Annotated in this window: 26 protein-coding genes and 3 tRNA genes; 17 read left to right on the top strand and 12 right to left on the bottom strand. The window is 24.6% G+C overall.

Annotated features, from left to right (window positions below):
- Positions 1-31: 31 nt before the first annotated feature.
- Entirely contained in the window at positions 32-616 is a 585-nt protein-coding gene (locus SSDC_RS01865; protein WP_020915619.1) for a phospholipase D family nuclease, read from the top strand.
- Positions 617-735: 119 nt separating this feature from the next.
- Complete coding sequence (gene rpoH / locus SSDC_RS01860) at positions 736-1,617, top strand: RNA polymerase sigma factor RpoH (RefSeq protein ID WP_020915618.1); 882 nt, start codon at positions 736-738, stop codon at positions 1,615-1,617.
- 32 nt (positions 1,618-1,649) lie between these two features.
- Here the strand turns inward: rpoH and SSDC_RS01855 are convergent.
- Positions 1,650-1,722, bottom strand: a tRNA-Lys gene (locus SSDC_RS01855).
- Between the two features lie 422 nt (positions 1,723-2,144).
- On the opposite strand from SSDC_RS01855, the gene SSDC_RS01850 reads away from it, so the two are divergent.
- The 9 genes from SSDC_RS01850 to rplS all read left to right on the top strand — a co-directional run bounded on the left by SSDC_RS01850 (position 2,145) and on the right by rplS (position 8,267).
- Positions 2,145-2,217 (top strand) — tRNA-Phe (locus SSDC_RS01850).
- Positions 2,218-2,927: 710 nt separating this feature from the next.
- On the top strand, positions 2,928-3,083 hold the full coding sequence (locus SSDC_RS02155) for a hypothetical protein (protein WP_020915615.1): 156 nt from the start codon (positions 2,928-2,930) through the stop codon (positions 3,081-3,083).
- A 161-nt stretch (positions 3,084-3,244) separates the two neighbouring features.
- Positions 3,245-4,435 (top strand): ADP-forming succinate--CoA ligase subunit beta, encoded by a 1,191-nt coding sequence (gene sucC / locus SSDC_RS02150; RefSeq protein ID WP_020915614.1) that lies wholly within the window; start codon positions 3,245-3,247, stop codon positions 4,433-4,435.
- A gap of 9 nt (positions 4,436-4,444) precedes the next feature.
- Complete coding sequence (sucD, locus tag SSDC_RS02145; protein WP_020915613.1) at positions 4,445-5,326, top strand: succinate--CoA ligase subunit alpha; 882 nt, start codon at positions 4,445-4,447, stop codon at positions 5,324-5,326.
- 157 nt (positions 5,327-5,483) lie between these two features.
- Entirely contained in the window at positions 5,484-6,218 is a 735-nt protein-coding gene (locus tag SSDC_RS01835; protein WP_020915612.1) for a YjbE family putative metal transport protein, read from the top strand.
- 43 nt (positions 6,219-6,261) lie between these two features.
- Positions 6,262-6,519, top strand: coding sequence for a 30S ribosomal protein S16 (gene rpsP / locus SSDC_RS01830; protein ID WP_020915611.1), 258 nt, complete (start codon positions 6,262-6,264; stop codon positions 6,517-6,519).
- Between the two features lie 12 nt (positions 6,520-6,531).
- Positions 6,532-7,110, top strand: coding sequence for a ribosome maturation factor RimM (gene rimM / locus SSDC_RS01825; RefSeq protein ID WP_020915610.1), 579 nt, complete (start codon positions 6,532-6,534; stop codon positions 7,108-7,110).
- A gap of 31 nt (positions 7,111-7,141) precedes the next feature.
- Entirely contained in the window at positions 7,142-7,882 is a 741-nt protein-coding gene (gene trmD, locus SSDC_RS01820; RefSeq protein ID WP_020915609.1) for a tRNA (guanosine(37)-N1)-methyltransferase TrmD, read from the top strand.
- A 25-nt stretch (positions 7,883-7,907) separates the two neighbouring features.
- The gene (rplS, locus tag SSDC_RS01815) at positions 7,908-8,267 is read left to right on the top strand and encodes a 50S ribosomal protein L19 (protein WP_020915608.1); all 360 of its coding nucleotides are present in this window, start codon (positions 7,908-7,910) and stop codon (positions 8,265-8,267) included.
- Between the two features lie 58 nt (positions 8,268-8,325).
- Here rplS and SSDC_RS01810 read toward each other — a convergent pair whose 3' ends face one another.
- Both SSDC_RS01810 and fdxA read right to left on the bottom strand, forming a co-directional pair.
- On the bottom strand, positions 8,326-9,375 hold the full coding sequence (locus tag SSDC_RS01810) for an NAD(P)/FAD-dependent oxidoreductase (protein ID WP_020915607.1): 1,050 nt from the start codon (positions 9,373-9,375) through the stop codon (positions 8,326-8,328).
- 33 nt (positions 9,376-9,408) lie between these two features.
- Complete coding sequence (fdxA, locus tag SSDC_RS01805; RefSeq protein WP_020915606.1) at positions 9,409-9,732, bottom strand: ferredoxin FdxA; 324 nt, start codon at positions 9,730-9,732, stop codon at positions 9,409-9,411.
- A 183-nt stretch (positions 9,733-9,915) separates the two neighbouring features.
- Between fdxA and SSDC_RS01800 the strand changes: the two genes are divergently transcribed.
- The 3 genes from SSDC_RS01800 to SSDC_RS01790 all read left to right on the top strand — a co-directional run bounded on the left by SSDC_RS01800 (position 9,916) and on the right by SSDC_RS01790 (position 12,111).
- Positions 9,916-10,383 carry a rhodanese-like domain-containing protein gene (locus SSDC_RS01800; protein WP_020915605.1) on the top strand — a complete coding sequence of 156 codons (468 nt, stop codon included), beginning with the start codon at positions 9,916-9,918 and terminating at the stop codon, positions 10,381-10,383.
- A gap of 37 nt (positions 10,384-10,420) precedes the next feature.
- Positions 10,421-11,944, top strand: a complete 1,524-nt coding sequence (locus SSDC_RS01795) for a fumarate hydratase (protein WP_020915604.1) — start codon at positions 10,421-10,423, stop codon at positions 11,942-11,944.
- A gap of 91 nt (positions 11,945-12,035) precedes the next feature.
- A tRNA-His gene (locus SSDC_RS01790) sits at positions 12,036-12,111 on the top strand.
- A gap of 76 nt (positions 12,112-12,187) precedes the next feature.
- Here the strand turns inward: SSDC_RS01790 and pnp are convergent.
- The 3 genes from pnp to SSDC_RS01775 all read right to left on the bottom strand — a co-directional run bounded on the left by pnp (position 12,188) and on the right by SSDC_RS01775 (position 16,965).
- A complete protein-coding gene (gene pnp, locus SSDC_RS01785; protein ID WP_020915603.1) occupies positions 12,188-14,266 on the bottom strand; it encodes a polyribonucleotide nucleotidyltransferase in 2,079 nt (692 codons plus the stop codon).
- A gap of 90 nt (positions 14,267-14,356) precedes the next feature.
- Positions 14,357-14,626 carry a 30S ribosomal protein S15 gene (rpsO, locus tag SSDC_RS01780; RefSeq protein WP_020915602.1) on the bottom strand — a complete coding sequence of 90 codons (270 nt, stop codon included), beginning with the start codon at positions 14,624-14,626 and terminating at the stop codon, positions 14,357-14,359.
- Between the two features lie 818 nt (positions 14,627-15,444).
- Positions 15,445-16,965: a leucyl aminopeptidase gene (locus SSDC_RS01775; protein WP_020915601.1), complete on the bottom strand. Its 1,521-nt coding sequence runs from the start codon at positions 16,963-16,965 to the stop codon at positions 15,445-15,447.
- A 154-nt stretch (positions 16,966-17,119) separates the two neighbouring features.
- On the opposite strand from SSDC_RS01775, the gene SSDC_RS01770 reads away from it, so the two are divergent.
- On the top strand, positions 17,120-17,512 hold the full coding sequence (locus tag SSDC_RS01770) for a sirohydrochlorin chelatase (protein WP_020915600.1): 393 nt from the start codon (positions 17,120-17,122) through the stop codon (positions 17,510-17,512).
- Positions 17,513-17,527: 15 nt separating this feature from the next.
- On the opposite strand, the gene cobA is transcribed toward SSDC_RS01770, so the two are convergent.
- The 6 genes from cobA to SSDC_RS01740 all read right to left on the bottom strand — a co-directional run bounded on the left by cobA (position 17,528) and on the right by SSDC_RS01740 (position 23,584).
- Positions 17,528-18,226: a uroporphyrinogen-III C-methyltransferase gene (gene cobA / locus SSDC_RS01765; RefSeq protein WP_020915599.1), complete on the bottom strand. Its 699-nt coding sequence runs from the start codon at positions 18,224-18,226 to the stop codon at positions 17,528-17,530.
- Between the two features lie 28 nt (positions 18,227-18,254).
- Positions 18,255-19,568 carry a sulfate adenylyltransferase subunit 1 gene (locus SSDC_RS01760; protein WP_020915598.1) on the bottom strand — a complete coding sequence of 438 codons (1,314 nt, stop codon included), beginning with the start codon at positions 19,566-19,568 and terminating at the stop codon, positions 18,255-18,257.
- A 75-nt stretch (positions 19,569-19,643) separates the two neighbouring features.
- The gene (gene cysD, locus SSDC_RS01755) at positions 19,644-20,582 is read right to left on the bottom strand and encodes a sulfate adenylyltransferase subunit CysD (RefSeq protein WP_020915597.1); all 939 of its coding nucleotides are present in this window, start codon (positions 20,580-20,582) and stop codon (positions 19,644-19,646) included.
- A gap of 26 nt (positions 20,583-20,608) precedes the next feature.
- The gene (locus SSDC_RS01750; RefSeq protein WP_020915596.1) at positions 20,609-21,343 is read right to left on the bottom strand and encodes a phosphoadenylyl-sulfate reductase; all 735 of its coding nucleotides are present in this window, start codon (positions 21,341-21,343) and stop codon (positions 20,609-20,611) included.
- A 32-nt stretch (positions 21,344-21,375) separates the two neighbouring features.
- The gene (locus tag SSDC_RS01745) at positions 21,376-21,900 is read right to left on the bottom strand and encodes a DUF934 domain-containing protein (RefSeq protein ID WP_020915595.1); all 525 of its coding nucleotides are present in this window, start codon (positions 21,898-21,900) and stop codon (positions 21,376-21,378) included.
- 31 nt (positions 21,901-21,931) lie between these two features.
- Positions 21,932-23,584 carry a nitrite/sulfite reductase gene (locus tag SSDC_RS01740; protein WP_020915594.1) on the bottom strand — a complete coding sequence of 551 codons (1,653 nt, stop codon included), beginning with the start codon at positions 23,582-23,584 and terminating at the stop codon, positions 21,932-21,934.
- A gap of 220 nt (positions 23,585-23,804) precedes the next feature.
- Between SSDC_RS01740 and SSDC_RS01735 the strand changes: the two genes are divergently transcribed.
- Together SSDC_RS01735 and ribA are read left to right on the top strand one after the other, a co-directional pair.
- Positions 23,805-24,725 carry a CysB family HTH-type transcriptional regulator gene (locus SSDC_RS01735; protein WP_020915593.1) on the top strand — a complete coding sequence of 307 codons (921 nt, stop codon included), beginning with the start codon at positions 23,805-23,807 and terminating at the stop codon, positions 24,723-24,725.
- Positions 24,726-24,999: 274 nt separating this feature from the next.
- Entirely contained in the window at positions 25,000-25,605 is a 606-nt protein-coding gene (ribA, locus tag SSDC_RS01730; RefSeq protein ID WP_020915592.1) for a GTP cyclohydrolase II, read from the top strand.
- Positions 25,606-25,618 lie beyond the last annotated feature (13 nt).

The following is a 25,618-nucleotide window of genomic DNA, read 5'->3' as shown; positions in this document are numbered from 1 at the left end:
CTTTTAATAAATTAATTTATAAATTTTAAAAATGTCTATTTTAAAAAAAAAAATTAAAAATTTAACATCTTCAAATAAAATAATTAAAAAAATAACAATTATTCTTTTAATTTTTTTTTTAACATTACCTATTTTTAGTAATTCTAATTTTTTTAATCATAATAATAATATAGAAGTTGGTTTTTCACCAGGAAATGCAAAAAAAATCGTTTTAAATGCAATTCAAGAAGCAAAAAAATCAATTGAAATTGCGGCATATTCTTTTACAAATAAAGATATCGCAAAAATTCTTGTTAAGTCTTATAAAAAGGGAATTAATATACGAATAATTGCTGATAAAAAAGCTAATAGTGGCAAATATACTGCTGTAACTTATTTGGCGAATAATAATATACCAATAAGATTAAATAATAATTATGCAATCATGCATAATAAATTTATAATTATTGACCATAAATCTGTTGAAACTGGATCTTTAAATTATACACAAAATGCAATGAATCGTAATGCGGAAAATGTAATTTATTTTCGAAATAAACCAAATGTTTCTGAAAAATTTCTACTAGAATTTGATAGATTATGGAGTGAATCTAAAAATTTAAACCCTAAATATTAAATTAAAATATAAATTTTTTATTTATAAAAAATAAACTACTTATTTAATTATAATCTTATAATTAAATTCTTTTTTAAAAAGCTAAAAATTAATATTTTTTTATAAAATAAGGAATTTTAATGAAATATATAACTAATAATTCTCTTATTATTAATAATAGTTATTTAGCTTGTAAATTTTTTGGTACTTTAGGTAATATTGATAAATATATTAAAACAGTAAATAATCTACCAATTTTATCTTATAACGAAGAAATATCTTTAGCTTATGATTTACAAAAAACAAATAATTTAAATGCTGCACAAAAAATGATATTATCTCACTTAAGATTAGTGGTTTCAATTTCAAAAAGATATTTAGGTTATAGTTTTTTACATTCTGATTTAATTCAAGAGGGAAATATTGGTTTAATGAAAGCGGTTAAGCGTTTTAACCCTGATCAAGGTGTTCGATTGGCGTCTTATGCTATACATTGGATTAGAGCCGAAATACATGAATATATTTTAAAAAATTCTCGTTTAGTTAAAATAGCAACAACTAAATCACAACGTAAATTATTTTTTAATCTACGTAATTATAAAGAAAATTTAAATTCAATGAATTTAAAAAAAATAGATTTATTAGCTAAAACATTAGACGTCAAACGAAAAGATATAATTGAAATGGAAACAAGATTATCTGGAAAAGATATAGAAATGGATTATTTATATAATAATTATGATAAACTGCCTTTAATTTTTTATTTATCTACAGAAATTACTGAACCTATAAAAATAATAGAATCATTACAATATAATAGATTTCAATTAAAAAAATTAAAAAGTGCATTAAATAAGTTGGATATACGCTCACGTAGAATTGTAGAAGCACGTTGGTTAGTTGAAAATAATTCAGTCGCTACATTACATGAGTTGGCTAAAGAATTTAGTGTATCTGCTGAACGTATTCGTCAAATTGAAACAGTTGCTTTTAAAAAAATGAAAAATTTATTAAAAGAATAGTATTTTGTAATTTTTATTTTTTGTAAAATATTTGAGGCGTGAGTGATTCGAACACTCGACCTACGGATTAAGAGTCCGCTGCTCTACCAACTGAGCTAACACCCCCTTTAAAAATTTAAATTTTAAGTAAATTAGTAAATATAATTAATTTATTTATATTTTTTAAATAATTTAAATTTGAAATATTTTCAATATAGTAATTTTTAATCATACTGTAAAATAAATAAATATTCAATGGATTTTTTATAATCATCTGTAAAAGTTATTTAAACTAAAGTAACTAATTAAAAACAAACAAATTAAACATTGGAATATGTTTTGAAACAGGTTCAAGATAAGTGTAATCTAAATTTATATTATGGTTATTTAATAACTATAAATAAAAAAAATGGCAGTTTAGAATTAAATTCTAATTTAATTTTATTTAATAATAAAAATCATTTTTTTATTTATTGAAAAAATATTTAATAAACTATTTATACTTTAAAAAAAATTAGTTATACTATATTATATAAAAATTGTTTTTTGGCCTGGTAGCTCAGTTGGTAGAGCAAAGGACTGAAAATCCTTGTGTCGGCGGTTCAATTCCGCCCTAGGCCATGTTTATAAATAATATTGAATTAAATACTATTATTAAATATTTATAAAGTACCTGAAAAATTAAAAATTTTATATTGTTTTTTTAAAAACATATTTAATTTTTATTAAAAAATTTTTTCTTTATTAATAAAAATTTTAAAAATATTTCAAAAAATATAATATTCTTATTTTAAATAAAAAATTTAATATTACTTTTCAAGTAATAATAAAATAATAAATAAAAAATTTAAATATTTCTTATTTACCATTGGAAATACTTCATTAATTCAATTAAAAGATATTGGAAGAAAAATATTTAAGATTGTAATAATATATTTTTTGTAAAAATAGAAATAAATAATACAGATAATTTATAGACTTTAATTATCTATGATTTAAAATTAGAAAAAAGAAAGAATAAAATCAAAATATATTATGATACGAGTATATAAATTAATTTTATTTATGTCAAAAATTTAAGTAAAGAACGATTTAAAATATGAAAATCTATGGTTTAAGATAGGAGTAGAGTATGTTTGTAATCAATAAAAAAATGGAAACTTAAGTGTATTATTTTATATAAATTTTCTATCCTATGATACATTATGAATCAACTATATTTAAAATTTAGAGAGATATTAATATTTAGTACTGGTTATAATTATATTTAGTACTGGTTATAATTAGTACTATTTGATATTTTTAAAAAATGAATCTTAATATTAAAATAATTGATAGTACAATCAGAAAAAAATTCAGAAATTCTTGGTATTAGAAAATGGTTTGTATTTTATATTACAAAAATTTATGAAAAACAAAGAGTGGATCATGTTGAATTTGTTAATCAAAAAGATTTTGAGTATTTAGTAATAAAATTAGAAATATAGATTTTTGTAATATTTTTTAGAAGGAGCATGCGTGGTGTGATAAATATCAAAAAATGAAAAATTCTATTATTGTTTTCAATATATGTGATATATATAAAAGAAGGGATCGTTATTTGTATATTTTTTCGTAAATTTAATTTTATTAAAATAAAAGGATTCATATGAATATTTATGAATATCAAGGTAAAGAAATTCTTCGTAAATTTAATGTTACTATTCCAAAAGGTATTCTATGCATGAATGTAGATGAAGCAATTAAGGCTGCAAAAAAAATAGGCGGAAATTCTTGGGTCATAAAAGCACAAATTCATGCAGGAGGTCGAGGAAAATGCGGGGGAATTAAATTAGCGCAATCATTAGAACAAGTTGAAAAATATACAAAAAAAATTCTTGGAATGCAATTAATTACGTCTCAAACCAATCAAAAAGGTGAAAATGTTTTTTGTGTATTAATTGAAGAATATATAGATATTAAAAAAGAATTATATATTAGTTTTATGACAGATAGGGTTCAACAAAATATAATATTTATGGGGTCAAATAAAGGAGGAATGGATATTGAAATAATTTCTAAAAATTCTCCAGAATTATTATATAAAACTATAATTGATCCATTGATTGGTTTAACAAAAAATAATATTGATAATATAAGTAAAAAAATTTCTATTCCTAAAAATTCTTTAATAAATTTTTATGAAGAAATACAAAATATTTATAAATCTTATTGGGAAACTGATTCTTTATTATTGGAAATTAATCCATTAGTAATAAATTCTAAAAATAAAATAATTTCTTTAGATATTAAATTTAACTTTGATACAAACGCATTATTTCGTCATCCAGAAATAATTTCTTATCAATATGCTCATAAAAAATATATAAATAAAATAGATTTAATGGAGATTGAAGCGTCAAAATTTGATTTAACATATATACCTTTAAATGGTAATATTGGTTGTTTAGTTAATGGAGCTGGTTTAGCTATGGCCACAATGGATACTATTAAACTATTTGGAGGAGAACCGGCTAATTTTCTTGATATTGGGGGTGGTGCAACAATAAAAACAATAACAGAAGCATTTAAAATAATGATGCAACAAAATAATTTAAAAACTATTTTAGTAAATATTTTTGGTGGAATTGTTCGTTGTGATATAGTTGCTTATGGAATTATATCAGCATTTAAATCTCTTTTATTAGATATTCCTTTAATTGTTCGAATGAAGGGCACGAATGAAGATATTGGAAAAAAAATATTAACTAAATCAAATTTACCAATAATTAATGTAAATAATTTAGAAGAAGCAGCAAAAAAAGCTATTTTTATATCTAAAAATAATAATTTTAAATAAAAAATATTTATGTCAATCTTAATTACAAAAAATACAAAAGTTATTACTCAAGGAATTACAGGAAAAACTGGTCGATTTCATACTAATTTGTGTCTTAATTACGGAAATGGTAAAAAAGCATTTGTAGCGGGGGTTAACCCAAAAAAAAATGGCCAAAAATTTGAAGAAATTCCAATTTTTGATACAGTAAAAAATGCTAAAAATGAAACAGGGGCAACGGTTTCTGTTATTTATGTTCCAGCAATTTTTGCTACTTCTGCAATTTGGGAGGCTATAGAATCTGAGTTAGAATTAGTGATTTGTATTACAGAAGGTATTCCTGTTCGTGATATGTTAATTTTAAAAAATAAAATGAAAAAAAATAATAGTAAAACACTATTATTGGGTCCAAATTGCCCAGGTTTAATTGTACCTGAGGAGATAAAAATTGGAATTATGCCCGGAAATATTCATAAAAAAGGTAGAATTGGTGTTGTTTCTCGTTCAGGAACATTAACTTATGAAGTGGTTTGTCAATTAACTGAATTAGGTTTTGGTCAATCTTCAGCAGTTGGAATTGGCGGGGATCCAATTAATGGATTAAAATATATTGATATATTAAAATTATTTAATGAAGATCAAAATACTGATGCAGTTATTATGATTGGAGAAATTGGTGGATTAGATGAAATATATGCAGCAAATTGGATTAAAAAAAATATGAAAAAACCAGTTATTGGATTTATAGCTGGAATTACCGCTCCCCCAGGAAAACGCATGGGTCATGCTGGAGCCTTAATTACAGGTGATTTTGATACCGCTCAATCTAAATTAGATATTATGGAATCCTGTGGAATTTTTATAACAAAAAATCATTCAGAAATAGGATATTTATTGAAAAAAATATTGTAAATAATATAGAATAAAAAGGAGAGACTTAATAAAGTTATCCTTTTTAAATATTTAAATTCATTTAAATATTTACTTATTTGTTTTGTTACCTAATCTTTCAAAGGCTAGATAAAAAAAATTTTATTAAAATTTTTATAAATAGAAAGAAATTAAAAAAATGACATTCTTAACAGCATCAAACGGAATTTCTATTATACAAATTATTTTAATAGATATTTTACTGGGAGGTGATAATGCCATTATTATTGCCCTTGCTTGTCGAAATTTACAACCTAATATACGAACAAAAGGAATTATTTTTGGTACATTTGGGGCTATTGCTATTCGAATAATATTAGTTATATTTTCAATAAATTTATTAAATTTAAAATATATAAAAATAATTGGAGGTTTTCTTCTTTTTTGGATTAGTATAAAATTACTATCTAATGATCATAATTATACCACTATTGCTAGTGGTAAAAATTTAATTCACGCGATTAAAACTATTATTTTTGCGGATTTAATTATGAGTATAGATAATGTATTAGCTATCGCTGGAACAGCATCTCAAATATCAAACAAATATCAAATGTTATTAGTAATAATTGGTATACTATTTAGTATACCAATTATTATTTTTGGCAGTAAATTAGTTCTAATTTTAATAGAAAAATTTTCAAGTATTATTATATTATGTTCAATATTATTGGGTTATTTATCTGGTAATATGATTTTTTCTGATCAATCTCTTACGCAATTACAAATAAATAAATTATTGATAAAAAATATTTTTATATTCAACATGGAATTGCATATTAGTTTACCTGGTATTATAATGTCAATTATTGTTGTTTGTTCGAGTATTTATTTATCAAAAAATAAATATATCAATAAAAATAATTTTAAATGAAATTAAAATTAAATTTTATAAATATTTTGGAAATTATTATAAAATGGTTATTATTCGATTAACACGTAAAGGCGCAAAAAATCGTCCTTTTTTTAATATTATAGCAACTGATTCTAGAAATAGTAGAGATGGTCGTTTTATTGAGCGAATAGGTTTTTATAATCCATTGGCCTCTAAAAAAGAAAAAAAATTTAAAATTTTATTAAATAGATTTACTTATTGGAAACAAGTTGGAGCTAAAACATCATTAACGGTCGATCGTTTGATTCGTTATAATAATAAAAATTATTTTAATTTATAAATTATGAAGTAATTGAAAAAAATTAATTATATAAATAATCAATCTAAAATTTTTACAAAAGATTTAATAACAATTGGGGTTGTTTTAAGAGCATATGGTATTTTTGGATGGATACTTATTAAATTATTTTTAGATGATAAAAATATTTTTTTTTATGCACGAAAAATTTGGTTCTTTGATCCAAATTCTTTAAAATTATTTTCTATTAAAATATTAAATAAAAAAAATCATGGAAATTATGTATTAGCTAATTTATACGGAATAACAGATCGTAATTTAGCAACAAAATTACAGGGATATTATCTTAAAATATCTATTAATGATTTTCCAAAATTATTATCATCTGATACATTTTATTGGTTTAATTTGATTGATTGTATAGTTGAGAATATTCATGGAAAATTATTAGGAACTGTTACTGAAATTATACAAAATAAAGTACATTCAATTTTAAGAATAATACAATCATCAACTGAAATAATTTGTACAAAAAAATATAAAAAAAAATATGGGATATTAATTCCTTTTATTAAAATATTTATTAAAAATGTTGATATAATTAAAAAGAAAATTATAGTTGACTGGGATTAAATTATTATAATTTTTACAAGAAATAATAAAAATGCAATTTGATGTTATTACATTATTTCCTGAAATGTTTTCCGCTATTACTCAATCAGGTATTACAAGACGCGCATTTGAAAAAAAACAATATTCTTTAAATTTATGGAATCCTCGTAATTTTTCTTCTAATAATTATCGTAAAATTGATGATTATCCATACGGGGGCGGTGTAGGAATGATAATGTTAGGTAAACCTATAGAAGATACAATAACAGCAATAAAAAAGAATATAAAAAAAATACCAAAAATTATTTATATGTCACCTCAAGGTAAAAAGCTTACACATAATATTATTATAAAATTATTAAAAGAATCTAATTTAATACTATTATGCGGGCGATATCAAGCAATTGATCAACGTTTTTTAGATAATTTTATAGATGAAGAAATTAGTGTTGGAGATTTTATCTTATCTGGCGGTGAATTACCTGCTATGATGCTTATAGATGCTATTGTTAGGTTGTTACCTAAAGTATTGAATAATAAATTAAATATGCAAGATAGTTTTATAAATGGTTTATTGGATTGTTCATATTATACAAAACCTAGAATATATCTTAATATGGAAGTTCCAATAGTTTTACTTAGCGGTAATCATAAAAAAATAAAAAAATGGAAACGTAAAAATTCACTTAAAATAACTAATAAAAAAAGACCAGATTTAATTATAAAAGCACGTAAAAATAAGTTTTTAACATGCACTGATGAAGAATTTTTAAAAAAAATTAACAAAAAATAATATAAAAATTATTGGAATTTTAAACATGAATTTAATTCAAAAAATCGAACAAGAAGAAATAATTCGATTAAAAAAAAATATTCCTGATTTTGTTACTGGAGATACTATTATTGTGAATTTGAATGTAATTGAAGGAACAAGAAAACGAATACAGGCCTATGAAGGAATAGTTATTTCTAGACGTAATAAGGGGTTAAATTCAAATTTTATTGTTCGCAAAATTTCTTATAATGAAGGAATTGAAAGAACATTTCAATTATATTCCCCGATTATTTCATCTATTATAGTTAAACGTAGAGGTGATGTACGTCGAGCTAAATTATATTATTTACGTAAATGTTCAGGAAAATCGGCTCGTATCAAAGAAAAATTATTAAAAAAATAATTAAGTCGTTCCGCCGTCAATAATTAAGCGGAACGCTTATATAATTTAAATTTAAATATTAATGAAATACTGATGAATTAACTTTGAGTATTTTATGTAATTTTGTAGATGTAGTAGTGTATTGCATATTTATTTTTTTATCTGGAAAAATATATGGAATAGCACCAAAAGCTGCTAAAGCGGCTTCGTGAAAACCAGATAAAATTAATTTCTTTTTTCCTGGATATGTATTAATATCTCCTACCGCAAAAATACCAGGAATATTAGTTTCAAACTTTTCTGTATTACAGACTTTTATTTGTTTATTAATTATATCAACGCCCCATTTAGTGATAGGACCTAATTTAGGAGAAAGTCCAAAAAATACTAATAACATATCTAATGGTATTCTTCTAGTAACCCCATCTTTACTAGTAACTTTAATTTTATTTAATTTATTATTATTTATTTCTATTCCAGTAATTTGTCCAACAATAAATTGCATTTCATAATTATCACATAATATTTTCATTTTTGACACTGAAGATGGTGCTGCCCTGAAATTATTACTACGATGTAATAAAATCACTGATTCAGCTTTTCCTACCATATTTAATGCCCAATCCAATGCTGAATCTCCTCCCCCACAAATTATTATATTTTTATCATAAAAAATACTAGGATTTTTTATTTGATAAAATAATTGTGAATTTGTAAATTGTTTTATTCCTTCAACTTTTAAGGTACGTGGTTGAAAAGAACCTACTCCCGCTGCAATGAAAATAGTTTTAGTTATAAAATGTTTTCCAATAGAGGTAATAAGATCAAAATAACCGTTTTCACGTTTTTTAATTGATATTACTTCTTCTCCTAAATGAAAAACAGGAGAAAATGGTTCTACTTGTTTTAAAAGATTATCAATTAATTCTCGTCCAGTATAAATTGGTACAGCTGGTATATCATAAATTGGTTTATCTGGATATAATTCAATACATTGACCACCAACTTTATTCAAAGAATCAATTACGTGCGTTTTAATTTCAAGCAAACCTAATTCAAAAATTTGAAATAATCCAACTGGACCAGCTCCAATAATTACGGCATCTGTTTTTACTGTATTAATTTTCATAAATAATAAAATTTCCTATATTATTAATTTATTTTATTTTTTTAAATATACTAATTTTTTAGTAACATTTTTCCATTTATCAGCTTCAGGTAATGGATCTATTGATTTTGTTATTGATGGCCATTTTTTTGTTAATTCAGAATTAATTTTAATAAAATGTTTTTGTTCAGATGGAACATCTTCTTCTGCATAAATAGCGCTAACAGGGCATTCTGCTACACATACAGCGCAATCAATGCATTCTTCTGGATCAATAACCAGGAAATTTGAACCCATTCGAAAGCAATCAACCGGGCAAACATTAACACAATCTGTATATCTGCAAAGAATACAAGATTCAGTGACAACATGAGTCATATTTTATTTTTATCTAGTAAGCGTTATTCAAAATTAATAATAATTAAATTTATTTTTTTATAATTTATGTTTTTATTTTTTACATAAACTATTTTGCATGATATAATTTAATAAAAAATTTTCATTAAATTATAAATTTAAAAAATAAAAAATATATTTTAACTATAAAATATTATATAAATAATGAATAATATAAAAAACATATTATTGCAAGAAGCCCGATTACATAATGAAAATTTTTTTTCATATGCTGGATCAATAACACCTTCTCAAGGTTATATACTACTATGTAATGATATCAATATCAAATTAATAGATGTTCGTACTAAATCTGAACTAAATTGGATAGGAAAAGTAAAAATTAATCCTAGTCAATACACGGAAATAGAATGGAAAATTTATCCAGAAAATACATTAAATCCTTTTTTTATTTATAAATTTAAAAATTTATTTAAAAATAAAAAACAAATTCTATTATTTTTATGTAGATCTGGCGAACGATCAAAAGAAGCAGCAGAATTTGTTGCAAAAAATGGATATATTAATTGTTTTAATATTTTACATGGATTTGAGGGTATTAAAAATATTAAAGGTCATCGCAAAGAATTAACCGGTTGGTGTTCTGAAAATTTACCATGGGTTGGAAGTTAAATTATGTTAATAATTTTATATTAAAAAATTTTATTAAATGACCATTATAAAAGAATTCGATATTATTGAATCTATTGCGTCAGCAATACAATATATTAGTTATTATCATCCGATTGATTATATTCAACATTTAACTCGCGCATATAAAATGGAAAAGGGAATAGCTGCTAAAGATGCTATAGCACAAATATTAATAAATTCTCGTATGTGCGCAAAAGAAAAACGTCCAATTTGCCAAGATACTGGAATTGTGAATGTTTTTCTAAAAATAGGAATGAATGTACGATTTAAAGGATTTAATGGATCAATACATGATGTTATCAATGAAGGTGTTCGTCGTGGATATACTAATCCAAATAATATATTACGAGCCTCAATCGTGTCTGATCCGCATTTTATACGTAAAAATACTCAAGATAATACCCCAGCTGTAATTAATATGGAATTAGTGCCAGGAAATTTTTTGGATATAAAAATTGCATCTAAGGGAGGAGGATCGGAAAATAAAACAAAATTTGCTATGCTAAATCCTTCTGATTCATTAGTGGATTGGATCATGAAAACTGTTCCAACTATGGGAGCAGGTTGGTGTCCTCCGGGTATATTAGGTATTGGTATCGGAGGAACTCCAGAAAAAGCAATGTTAATGGCTAAAAAAGTATTAATGCAAGATATTAATATGAATAGCATAATTAAAAATGGTCCAAAAAATAAAATAGAAGAATTACGCCTTGAATTATTTAATAAAATAAATTCATTAGGTATTGGTGCCCAAGGTATGGGAGGATTAAGTACAGTATTAGATGTTAAAATTATGATGTATCCCACTCATGCTGCATCCAAACCAGTTGCAATAATCCCTAATTGTGCAGCAACTAGACATGGTCATATTATCTTGAATGGTTCTGGACCGGTTTTTATGAAACCACCATCGTTATCAAATTGGCCTAAAATAAAATTTACCACAAATAATAAAAAATTTCATTATGTTAATCTTAATACTTTAACTAAAAAAGAAGTTTCTTCTTGGAGATCTGGAGAAATTTTATTATTAAATGGAAAAATATTAACAGGAAGAGATGCCGCGCATAATCGTATTCAATATATGTTATCTAAAGGAGAAAAAATACCAGTAAATTTTAATAATCGTGTAATTTATTATGTAGGACCAATAAATCCAGTTCGAAATGAAGTGATTGGACCAGCTGGACCAACTACTGCTAGTAGAATGGATCATTTTACTAATTTAATTTTAGAAAAAATTGGTTTAATTGCTATGATAGGAAAAGCTGAGCGAAGTGATAAAATAATAAAATTAATTAAAAAACAAAAAATAGCTTATTTAGTTGCAGTAGGAGGGGCCGCTTATTTAATATCAAAAGCGATAAAGTCTGCAAAAATAATATGTTTCGAAGATTTAGGAATGGAAGCAATTTACGAATTTAATGTAGAAAATATGCCTGTTACAGTAGCAATAGATTCACTTGGAAAGTCAATACATATTGATGGCCCAAAAAAATGGAAAAAATATATTTCTATAGAAAATTCTAATTTAACATAATTTTTTATGGTATTTCATTAATAAAATATGAATTTTGAAAAAATATTATATTAATGTAGAATACAAGAAATATTTTTTTAATTAATTTATGGTGGATGTAGCTCAGTTGGTAGAGTCCAGGATTGTGATTCCTGTTGTCGCGGGTTCGAGCCCCGTCGTCCACCCCATTTTAAAAATTTTATTTTATTAATTTTATTTTATTAAGTGAATTTGATTTTAATTTTTTAAAGTAACATTTTATTTCTAATAAATCATTGATAATTTAATACGTCCACGATCATCTATTCCTAATACTTTTACTCGAACTTTTTGATTTTCTTTTAGAAAATCAGTAATTATATTTACACGTTTACTAGAAATTTGGCTAATATGCAATAAACCGTCTTTTCCAGATAAAATTCGAATAATAGCACCAAAATCAAATAATCTTAAAACTATTCCAGTATACACTTTTCCAATTTGAACAGATTCAGTAAGTTTTTCAATTCGTCTCTTAGCTTCTTGACCAGAAACTGAATTAAATGAAGCAATAGTAATTATACCTTCATCATTAATATCAATTTGAGTTCCAGTTTCTTCAGTTAATGTTCGAATTGTAGATCCACCTTTCCCAATAACATCACGAATTTTTGATGGATCAATTTTAATTGTAATTAAACGTGGAGCAAATTTAGATAATTCATTTTTACATTTCGGAACTTCTGTTTTCATTTTTTCTAAAATATATGATAATCCTTTTTTAGCTTTATATAAAGCAATTTGAATAATATCATAAGTGATACCAAAAATCTTAATATCCATTTGTAGTGCAGTAATACCATTAACAGTTCCAGCAACTTTAAAATCCATATCACCGCAGCGATCTTCATCTCCAAGAATATCGCTTAAAATAACAACTTTTTCACCATCTTTAATTAAACCCATTGCAATACCGGCAACATGTTCACTTATTGGTACGCCGGCATCTAATAATGCTAAACAACCTCCGCATACAGATGCCATAGACGAAGAACCATTTGATTCTGTTATTTCGGATACTAAGCGTATAGAATAATTAAATTTGTTGTTATTTGGTAATACCGGTAATAATGCACGTTTTGCTAATCTACCATGCCCAATTTCTCGGCGTTTTGGGACACCAATTCTACCGATATCTCCTGTAGCAAATGGAGGCATGTTGTAATGCAACATAAATGAATCAGTAAATTCACCCATTAATGCATCAATTTTTTGTTCATCACGAGAAGTTCCTAGTGTAGCAACTACTAATGCTTGAGTATCTCCTCTAGTAAATAATGAAGAACCATGCGTTCTAGGCAAAATACCAGTACGAATTGAAATTGGACGTATATCATTAACACCGCGATTATCAATACGAAGTCCTTTATCTAAAATCTGTTTTCGAATAATTTTAGATTCTAAATCATATAAAATGCAATTAATATCATTTATATCTATAGTTAAATTTTCATTATCTATCAGTGAAGAATAGATATCTTTACTAATATTTTTAAATGTTAAATCTCTTATTTGTTTATTTTTTATTTGATAAGCTTTTCTGATTTTATGCTCAGATATATTAATTATTTTAGAAATTAATGTCTTGTCTTTTATAATTGGATCCCAATTTACTTTTTTTTGACCTACATTTTGTACTAATTCATTGATTGCATTAATTGCTATTTTCATTTTTTCATGACCAAATATTATTGCATTTAATATAATATCTTCTGGTAATTGTTTTGATTCTGATTCAACGGTTATTATAGCTTTTTCAGTACCTGCAACTAATAAATCTAAATGAGATTTTTTTAATTGTTCTGTTGTTGGATTAAGAATATATTTACCATCAATATAACCAACTTTTGCTACTCCTAATGGACCTAAAAATGGTAATTCAGAAATAGAAAGAGCTGTTGATACTCCAATTATAGAAGCAATATCTGGATCAATTTGTGGATTTACTGATAAAACATACACAACAATTTGTATTTCGTTTAAATATCCTTCTGGGAATAATGGACGAATTGGACGATCAATTAAACGAGAAATTATTGTTTCTCTTTCAGAGGGTTTTCCTTCTCTCTTAAAAAAACTACCCGGAATACGACCTGCAGCATAGGCTTTTTCTATATAATCAACAGTTAAAGGAAAAAAATTATAAGTTGATGTAGGATCTTTACAAGAAACTACTGTTGCCAATATCACTGTATCTTCTATAGAAACTAATACTGAGCTGGTGGCTTGACGAGCAATTTCACCAATTTCGATAGAAATTTTATATGAACCATATTTAAATGATTTAATAATTTTATTAAACAAAAAATTTCCTTTCTTGTAATAATTATTTTAATTTTATTTAAGATTAATTTTTAAATGCCCGCATCTATTAATTGATGCGAGCATATATTATTATTTTCGCAAATGAAGTTTATCAATCAATAAGCGATAACGATTTATATCTTTATTTTTTAAATAAGATAGTAAACGTTTTCTACGATTTACCATCATAATTAAACCGCGACGAGAATGATGATCTTTAATATGTAACTTAAAATGAATATTTAAATCATTAATTCGTGAAGTTAATAAAGCAACTTGTACTTCTGGAGACCCAGTATCATTTTTAGTACGAGAATTATCTAGGATAATAGAAGCTTTAATATTGTTTTTAATTGTCATAAAACTTCAACTTTAACAAATAATAGAATAGATTTTTTAAAAATATTTAAAATTATTATATTATAATAAATTTATAAAAGTATAAATATAAAATAAAATTTAATTACTGGTCAATTAATTTAATAATAACATACTTTTTAAAAATGCTTTTTTTTAAAAAACTATTTTTAAGAATTAATTAAAAAGAAATATCTAAATTAGGGAGTGTGATTTTTATAGGTGCCCCATGGAATTGTATCAATAATACAAGATTTACAAAATAATATATAATCAATTCGTAATATTATGAGAAAAACTCATTTTTCATAATTCAACTATTTGAATTTTAAAAAATAGATATTCAAGATAAGAAAATGTTATTTTATTTCTTAATAATACTGTATTATATACATCACAATTTTCTGGGGTAATATTTATATTATTTTTGTGAAAAAGAAAGTTCTCTAGAAACTAATTTTTAAATGCGTATAACTAATTTAATTTGTATTGATACTTGGTGTTCTAACGATTCTCCGTGAGGAGAATAGACACAAATAATACGAAACCGCTCTATTTTAATGTAATTAAGTGTTGATGTTTGTCTGGAAAATATAGATTATTTATTCCAAAGCGCAATAAAATTGCAAAATAATTATAAGATTTTTGTTCAATAAATATAATCTTAAAGCCCTCTGACTCGATTTCAGAAACAGGAAATTTATTATTAGTAATTTTTAGTTTTTTTTAAAACATAAAATACTAATTAATCATCGTAAAATATGAGATAAACGAACTTTAATAGAATTAATATCCCAAGTAGCAATTTTCATATTTAATTATTATTTAAAATTTATATTAGGTGATTTTAACATTAAATAGTAAGTTAATAATGCTACAGGACGACCTGTTGCCCCCTTTTTATCTCCACTTTTCCAGGCTACTCCAGCAATATCTAGATGCGCCCAAACATATTTTTTTGTAAAATTTTCCAAAAAACAAGCGGCAGTGATACTGTCTGCTGATGAATTTCCAATGTTAGAAATGTCCGCAAAATTAGATTTTAATTGTTTTTGATATCTATCTTCAATTGGCATATTCCATGCAGTATCACCACTCATTTTGCCTGCTCTTAAAAGATCTAATACTAATTTCGTATGTTTCTCATCATTACGGCTAAAAAGACCTGAATTATGATGACCTAAAGCAACCACACAAGCTCCAGTTAATGTTGCAATATCTATTACAACAGATGGTTTAAATCTTTCTACATAAGTTAAAGCATCACATAATATAAGTCTTCCTTCAGCATCAGTATCAAGTACTTCAATGGTTTTGCCTGACATTGAAACAACAATATCTCCAGGTTTTGTTGAATTTCCAGATAACATGTTTTCGCTAGCGACAATAACTCCAATTATATTTAATTCTAAATTCATTTCAGAAATAGCATATAAAGTACCTAAAATAGAAGCTGCTCCACACATATCATATTTCATTTCATCCATAGAATAACTAGGTTTTATTGAAATACCACCGGTATCAAATGTAACGCCTTTACCAACAAGAACTATAGGTGCTTCTTTAAATTTTCCATTCATATATTTTATTATAATTAATTTTGGAGGCTCAGAGCTTCCATGAGTAACTGATAATAAACTACCCATCTTTAATCTCTGCATTTGCTCGCGATTGATTATTTCTATGTCCATTTTATAATCAAAACTTAATTTTTTAGAAATATTTTCTAGATAAGTTGGGGTACAAATATTAGCCGATAAATTGCCTAAATTTTTAGTTAATTCAATTCCTTTAGAAATAGCGCATCCATAAATAATAGCATTTTTTCCATCAATATAATTTTTTTCGTCTAAAGCAAAAATAATTTTTTTAATATTAATTTTAATTGGTTTTTTTTTACTTTTTTGTGCATCTGATCGATATAGATTATCGGAAATAATAATAATAGTTCTAATAATTAAACATGATAAATTATATTTCTCAATTTTATTAAATGGTAACATCAATAATAAATTACTAGCTCCTATATTACAAAAAACATTCATAATAGATTGAATTATTTTTATAAAATTAGATTCTTTAATTTTTTTTTTTTTATCACCTAAATTAACTAATAAAATACGTTTAGCATTTATTTTTTGTATATTTCTTAATAATAATGTGCTTCCTAATTTTTCATTTAAATCCCCTGATTTGAGTATATTTGTAATTTCGCCATATTTATCAATATCTTTAACAATACTTGATAATTTATTTTTTTTAAAAATACCAACTACCAAACAATCTGTCTTTAAAGACATAATTGATGTTGTCGAACTAATTAATTTAATATCAAAATCCATAATAATTTTTTCCTTTTTATTTAAATAATAATTATATAAAAATTTATTATATTTTAATAATAAACTTATTTAATAATATTATTAAATTAAATATGAAATATATTTATTATTTACATTAATTAAAGTATATTAAATTTATTATTAACAAAATATTATGAATAAAATTAAAAAAATTTTTTTTGAGAAAAAGGCAATTATTATTTTTGCTCATGGTTCCCGTAATGTAAAATGGACAGAACCTTTTTTATATTTAAAAAAAAAAATAAAACAAATACAACCTAATTTAATAGTTAAAATTGCTTTTTTGGAATTAATAGATCCAAATTTAATTACATGTGTTGCGCAATTATATAAAAAAAATATTAATACTATTACTATAGTACCTATATTTATAGGAAAAGGAAATCATATAGAAAGAGATCTACAAAATTTGTTAAAAAATATAAAAAAAATATATCCAAATATAAATATTAGAACTACTTTACCTATTGGTGAAAGTAAAAAAATATTAACAGAAATTGCAAAATATTGCATTCGTTCTTTATAAATTTTTAAATTAAATTTAATAATGTGATTTTAAAGATTTTCCAATCATAAAAAGAACTGGTTTTTCAAATTGAAATATTTTTTTTTTTAAATCCAATAAAATTAATCTTGTGATTTTTTGATTTGAGAGGCTGCAATTTTCTACTACTATTACCGGGGTTGTGGGTAAAAATCCTAATTTTAATAATTTTTTAGCAGTTAAAAATATATTATTTCCACCCATGTATTCTACTAGAGTATCACTTATTGGAATATTTTTTAAATAATTATTTTTTAACATTGTACTAGAGGTGAATAATACAACGCTCCGAGATATATTTCGTTTAGTAAGTGATTGTTTTGATTCAGAAGCTGCGGCTAATGCCGCAGTAATACCTGGTATAACTTTTACTTTAATATTATATTTTTTTAAAGCATTTAATTCCTCATCAGTTCGACCAAATAACATTGGATCCCCACCTTTTAAACGTACTACTAAATTATATTTAAAAGCACATTTAACAATGATGCGATTAATTATATATTGTGCAATAGAATGTTTTTTAAAACGTTTTCCAACAAAAATATGTTTAGCTTTAGGGCATAACATTAATAATTCATTAGTTATAAGAGCATCATACAATACAACATCTGCTTTTTTTAATAAACGCGCTCCTCGTACAGTAATTAAATCAGCCGCTCCTGGGCCAGCGCCAATTATATAAACTATACCCATAAATAATAATTTATTTTATACAATAAAATTATAATATAATCATACCAGCGGCAACTGTTTGAAAAGTAATTTCATCAATTAAAATAAATGAACCAGTGCTTCTAATATTATCATAGGAATCAACAGAAATTGGTTCATATATATTTATAGTTACACAACCTATATCATTAAGATCTAATAACTTAGGTGGACACCATTTTTGAGTATTAATATTTAATAATGCATTAATTTTTAAAATACGAGATAAAATTTGATTAGTACTATGTTTTAACAAATACTTACGACGTAAATCAAGCGATTCTTCAGATAACCAGCATAAATTTGCATTAATTGATCTTAATAATACAGGTCTTTTGAATGGAGAAACAAGCATATTACCACGTGAGATATCTAAATATTCTTTTATAATTAAAGTTACAGATTGTCCGGTTATTGCCATATCCAATGATTTATTTAGCATTTGAATATCTTTAATAGTTGCTTTTTTTCCACTCGGTTCCACTATTAAACAATCATTTTTTTTAATTATACCAGATTCAATTCTCCCCATATAACTTCTAAAATCTTTAGATATATGACCACAATGACGAGCTACTAATTGAACAGGAAAACGTAATGGTTTTTTATCTATTTTCTCATTTGTATTTAAAGATTCTAATAATGAAATTAATGTTGGACCATTATACCATAACATATTATTACTTGCCGAAATTATATTATCACCATTTAAAGCTGAAATTGGAATAGTATTAATATTTTGAAAATGAATATCTTCTGCAAATTTTTTATAAGCATAGACTATACGTTTATAAAAAATTTGATTATAATTTATAAGGTCCATTTTGTTAACGGCAATTATTATATGTTTAATTCTAAGTAAATGCGCAATAATTGAATGACGCTTAGTTTGAGTTAATAAATTTACACTAGGATTAAATTTTATTTTTGATGCATCAATAAGAATAATTACAGCATCTGCTGTTGATGCTCCTGTAATCATATTTCGTGTATATTGTTCGTGTCCAGGTGTATCAGCTATAATAAATTTTCTTTTTGGTGTATTAAAATAACGATACGCAACATCAATTGTTATCCCTTGTTCGCGCTCAGATTCTAAACCATCAGTTAAAAGTGATAAATCTATATTATGACCACTCATTACACGTTTATATTTTGTACGAGATACGGCATCTAATTGATCAATAAAAATATTTTTACTATCAAATAAAAGTCTACCAATTAATGTACTTTTACCATCATCAACAGAGCCGGCTGTAATAAAACGTAATAAACTATGTTTTTTAAAAACACTTTGTTTTTTTTCTGGCGCTTCTAAATTCATTTTATATAATTTACGTAAATTTATTAATTAAATATGTTTAAATTAATAATTAATTTTAATAAAATTAATTATATATTAAAAATAACCAGTTTTTTTTCTTTTTTCCATAGATGCTTCAGAATTTTGATCATCTATTCTTGTGGCACCACGCTCAGTGATTTGTGTAACAGATATTTCTTTAATAATGTCTTCGACTGTAGTTGCATTAGATAATATTGGACATGTACATAAAATATCACCAACAGTACGAAATCTTACCATTAAGTTTTCAATAATTTCCCCTGGATGAGCTGGTGTTAAATTTGTAAAAGGGATTAATAATCCTTTACGCTTAATAATTTTTCTTTTATGTGCAAAATAAAGACTAGGTAATATTATTTTTTCACGTTCAATATATTGCCAAATATCCAATTCTGTCCAGTTGGAAATTGGAAAAACACGTATGTTTTCTCCGGGATGGACTCGAGTATTATATAAATTCCATAATTCCGGGCGTTGCGATTTAGGATTCCATTGACCAAATTTATCACGAAATGAAAATATACGTTCTTTAGCGCGAGCTTTTTCTTCATCACGACGTGCGCCACCTATACAAGCATCAAATTTAAATTCTTTAATTGTTTCTAAGAGAGTAATAGATTGTGCGGCATTTCTAGAATCAGTATTTGGTTTTCGTAATCTAACAGTTCCTTTCATTATAGAGTCTTCTACTGATCTAACAATTAATGTCTCACCTAATTTTGAAATACAGTTATCTCTAAATGAAATTACTTCTGGAAAATTATGTCCAGTATCAATATGAACCATTGGAAATGGAAAACGACTAGGTCTAAATGCTTTTTCTGCTAAGCGTAATAATACTACTGAATCTTTTCCTCCTGAAAAAAGTAATACCGGATTGTTACATTCAGCTGAGACTTCTCTCATAATATGAATAGCTTCAGATTCTAACCAATCAAGATATAAATTATTTAAATTATTTTTATAAAAAATATCATTTTTAAAATTATTCATTTTAATCCTTATACTTATAAATAAACCTAAATTCCTTTTTGTGACTTTATACGAATTAACTTTCCATCTAATACATGCAATCCGCATTCTTTTATATTTGAATTTTCCCACCACCATCTTCCAGAACGGATATCTTTTCCTTTCTCAGTGGGACGAGTACATGGTTCACAACCAATAGATAAATATCCATTATCATATAAAGTATTATATGGAACATTGTAGGTATTAATATAATTCCAAATATCTTTTTCTAACCAATTATAAAGAGGATTAAATTTAATTATTCCATTATGAATAATATCTTTTTCTTTTAATACTAAATTACTTCGAGTTATAGATTGAGTACGCCTCTGTCCAGTTATCCAGGATTTATTACCAATTAAAGCTTTTTTCAATGGTTTTACTTTACGTATATAACAACATTTTTTACGCATTTGTACGCTATCATAAAATGCATTTATACCATTTTTAAAAATATAATTATTAACTTCAGAATTTAAGGGATAATATACTTTAATTTTATATTTATAAGTTAAATAAATTTTATTAAGCATATTAAGAGTTTCAGAATGTAAACGACCAGTATTTAATGTAAAAATATTAATATCAAAATTATTACGAAGAATTAAATCTGTTAGTACCATATCTTCTGCTGCTAAACTTGATGCAAAAACAGCTGGTTTATAATCTGTTACAATATTATTTAAAGCATCTAAAACAGTTTTAACAAAAGAATTAAGTCTAAAATTAACAATATTCATAAAGTTAAATAGTAAAAATTTTTAATTTTATGCTAAAATAAGCGATTTACTCGTCGAAATAACGGTATTTTTTCATCAGCAGATGTTTGATATTTTTCTGAAAATATATTTAAACCATGTAATGCAGAATTAATGTTTTTATCATGACGTATAACAAATGAATTAAAACCAACTCTTTTCATATAAAAAAGTTGATCTTGTAATACGTCACCTATTGCACGAAGCTCTCCAGTATAATTAAATTTCATACGTAAATTATATGCAATTGAATAACCTCTTCCATCAGTAAATTTTATAAAATTAATTGCAATTACTTTAAATTGTTTTGGATTTTTTTTTAAAACACATTTAAGTTCTTCTGAATATTCATCGCTATTAATCCAAATACCAATATTAAGATTATTATTAGAATTAAATTTTAAATATTTTTTTAAAAACTTAAATGGAACTATAACATGATCTTCTAATAATTTTACATTTTCTTCTATAAAATCATTTTCATAAAGCATTTTCCAATTATCATTAACAATAGTATCATTTTTAATTATTTTACACATCAAATAACATCTCCTTTATTAAAGTTTAATTTTATATATTTTTATATACATTTTCTTTAAATAAAGTTATTCCGATACGTTTTACGGTATTTATAAAATATTCATTTTTTATCCGATACCGTAAATAAACTTTTAAAATACGATTAATAATATCTGGAACTTGATCCGCAGAAAAAGATGGTCCAATTATTTTTCCAAAATTAAGTTTATTTCCTTGAGAACCGCCAATTAATATTTGAAAATATTCATTTCCGTTTTTATTTAAACCAAGAATACCAATATTTCCAATATGATGATGCCCACAAGAATTTATACATCCAGAAATATTTAATGAAATTTTTCCGATATTTCTTTGATCATCTTTACTAAAATATTTCATAATATTTTTTGCTATTGGTAGTGATTTAGTATTAGCTAATGAACAAAAATCTCCACCAGGGCAGCATATAATATCAGTTAATAAATTAATATTTGATTCACTTAATCCATATTGTTTTATTTCGGTCCATAAATTAAATAAATTATCTTTTGTGACATCACTTAATACAATATTTTGTGTATGTGTAACACGTAATTCAGAAAAACTATAATGATCTGCTAAATTTGCAACAAAATTCATTTGTTCGCTAGTTATATCTCCTGGAGCCATATTAATTCTTTTTAGAGATAAGATAACTATTATATAACCATTAATTTTGTGTTCTTTAGTATTTTGATGAACCCAATTTTCAAATTCTTTATTATGCTTACATTTTTCTTTGAGAATAATACTGTTTTTTGGAAGTGTTTTGTATTTAGGAGTAATAAAATATTTTTTTACTCTTTTTAATTCTTCTAATGTAAGCGTTGATGGTCCATTTTTAATATTTTTCCATTCTTCATTAACTTGAAACTGAAAATTTTCAATTCCGATTGATTTTAATAAAATCTTAATACGTGATTTATAAATGTTATCACGACGACCATATTGATTATAAATACGCAAAATTGCTTCAATATAAGTTAATATATGTTTCCATGGTAAAAATTTACAAATAATCTGACCAATAATAGGAGTTCGTCCCATACCTCCGCCAACTATTACACAAAAACCAATCTTTCCAAGTTTATTTTTTATAGCACGTAAACCAATGTCATGTACAAAAATAGCAGCACGATCTTCTTGGGACCCGCTAATAGAAATTTTAAATTTACGAGGAAGATAGGCAAATTCTGGATGAAAAGTACTCCATTGTCTTAGAATTTCAGCGTAAGGACGAGTGTCAATAATTTCATCAAATGAAACACCAGATAATTCATCTGACGTAATATTACGAATACAGTTTCCTGAAGTTTGAATAGCATGCATTTCAACGCTTGCTAAATTTTCTAAAATATCTGGAGATTCTTTTAGTTTAATCCAGTTAAATTGAATATTTTGTCTTGTAGTAAAATGACCATAATTACGATCGTATTTTTTAGCAATATAACTAAGCATACGCATCTGTTTCGATGATAACATCCCATATGGAATGGCAATTCTTAACATATATGCGTAACGCTGTAAATATAAACCATTTTGCAAACGAAGGACAATAAATTCTTCTTCAGACAATTCATTAGATAATCTACGGCGTACTTGATCACGATATTGAATAACACGCTCTTTCACTAATTGATGATCATATTTATCATAATGATACATCTAATTTTCCTGAATAACATTGATAACATAATTACTTATCTATACCATAAAAAGTAATAACTAGATATAGTTTATAATATATAAAATTGTAATATAATTTTTTTTTATTCTAAACGAATTAGTATTTATTTACTTATAATAATAAAAAATTACAAATTTATTTATTTAAAAACAATAAAAATATTATTTAAATTTTATTAAAATATAGAGAAAATATACGATGAATCTTCATCAATTTCGTTTCGTTCGAGAGGCTGTTAGACAAAATTTTAATTTAACAGAGGCGGCTAAAGCTTTATATACTTCCCAGCCTGGTGTATCAAAAGCAATTATTGAACTTGAAGAAGAATTAAGTATCGATATTTTTATACGTCATGGAAAAAGAATTCGCGGACTGACAAAACCTGGTCAAGCTATATTACGTTCAATTGAAATAATTATGCAAGAAATAGAAGGTTTAAAAAAAATAGGTAAAGAATTTTCTGCGTATGATACTGGAAATTTAACTATTGCAACTACTCACACGCAAGCGCGTTATGCATTACCTAAAATTATAAAAGAATTTACTATTCAATTTCCAAAAGTTAAATTATCTTTATTACAGGGTAATCCTAAACAAATTACAGAAATGATACGAAATGATCAAGCTGATATTGCAATCGTTACTGAAATATTATCTCCTAGTGATAAATTAATTTCTATACCTTGTTATCAATGGGAATATGTTATTATAGTACCATTAGATCATCCTTTACTTTTATTAAATTCTATCTCTTTAAAAGAAATATCAAATTATCCATTAATAACATATGATTTATCATTTTCAGGTAGAATTAAACTTGATCGTGAATTTTCTCTTCAAAAACTTACTCCTTATATTGTTTTAGAAACAATAAATTCTGATATTATTAAAACATATGTCGAGTTGCGTATGGGTATTGGTATTATTGCTAGCATAGCATTTGATTCTAATCGGGATAAAAATCTTCGTTCAATTTCAGCTAGTCATTTATTTGGTACTACTATATCACGTGTAATAATTAAACAAGGTACTTATTTACGTAGTTATGTTTATTCTTTTATAAAATTATTATCTCCTAAATTAAATAGAAAATTCATTAATAAAATTTTAAATAATTAATAAAAATTATGTATATACATTTTATTTATATAAAATTATTAGATTTAAAATAATTTGATTACTAAATAATTACGACATTAATTTAATTTAATATATTATATTTTATAAACTTATACAAAATTATTTAAAAAAATTAAATTAGTTCATATAATTTTGATAAATTATATTTTTGTACAAACATATATTCAATTAAAAAATTTTTTATTATTCATTTAATAAAAAATAAAATATAATTTTTCAGAGTTACTTTATATATTTTATTTTTGAGGTTTTTATGTTATCTAATGAAGAAACTCTGAAGTATGTCACTACTTGTAATTTACCAACACCTTGGGCTATTTTTAAATTACATGCATTTGTTGATATAACAGGAAAAGAATATTTGGCAATTACACTAGGCGTTTTAAGTAATTTTGAAACAATACTTATAAGAGTTCATTCGGAATGTTTAACTGGAGACGCTATGTTTAGTCAACGCTGTGATTGTGGCGCTCAATTAGAAATGGCATTAAAAAAAATTGCTTTAGAAAATAAAGGTGCATTATTTTATTTACGCCAAGAAGGAAGAGGTATTGGTTTAATTAATAAATTACGAGCTTATAAATTACAAGATGAGGGAGCTGATACAGTAGAAGCTAATCAAAAATTAGGATTTGCGGATGATCAGAGAGATTATAAAAATCTTAAGTCAATGTTTATTCATTTTGGTATAAATAAAGTTAGATTAATGACTAATAATCCTAATAAAGTAGCTGCTTTAAAAGAATTTGGTGTTACTGTAGTTGAGCGTATATCTATTTTAGTAAACAGAAATCCTTTTAATAATCATTACCTAAACACAAAAGCTAAAAAATTAGGACACTTTTATAATGATACATAAAAATAAAAAAATT

Source organism: Candidatus Profftella armatura (assembly GCF_000441555.1).
In the GTDB taxonomy this organism is placed as follows: Bacteria; Pseudomonadota; Gammaproteobacteria; order Burkholderiales; family Burkholderiaceae; genus Profftella; species Profftella armatura.
The sequence above is the reverse complement of the archived record's forward strand: the minus strand, read 5'-3'. Positions and strand labels throughout refer to the sequence as shown.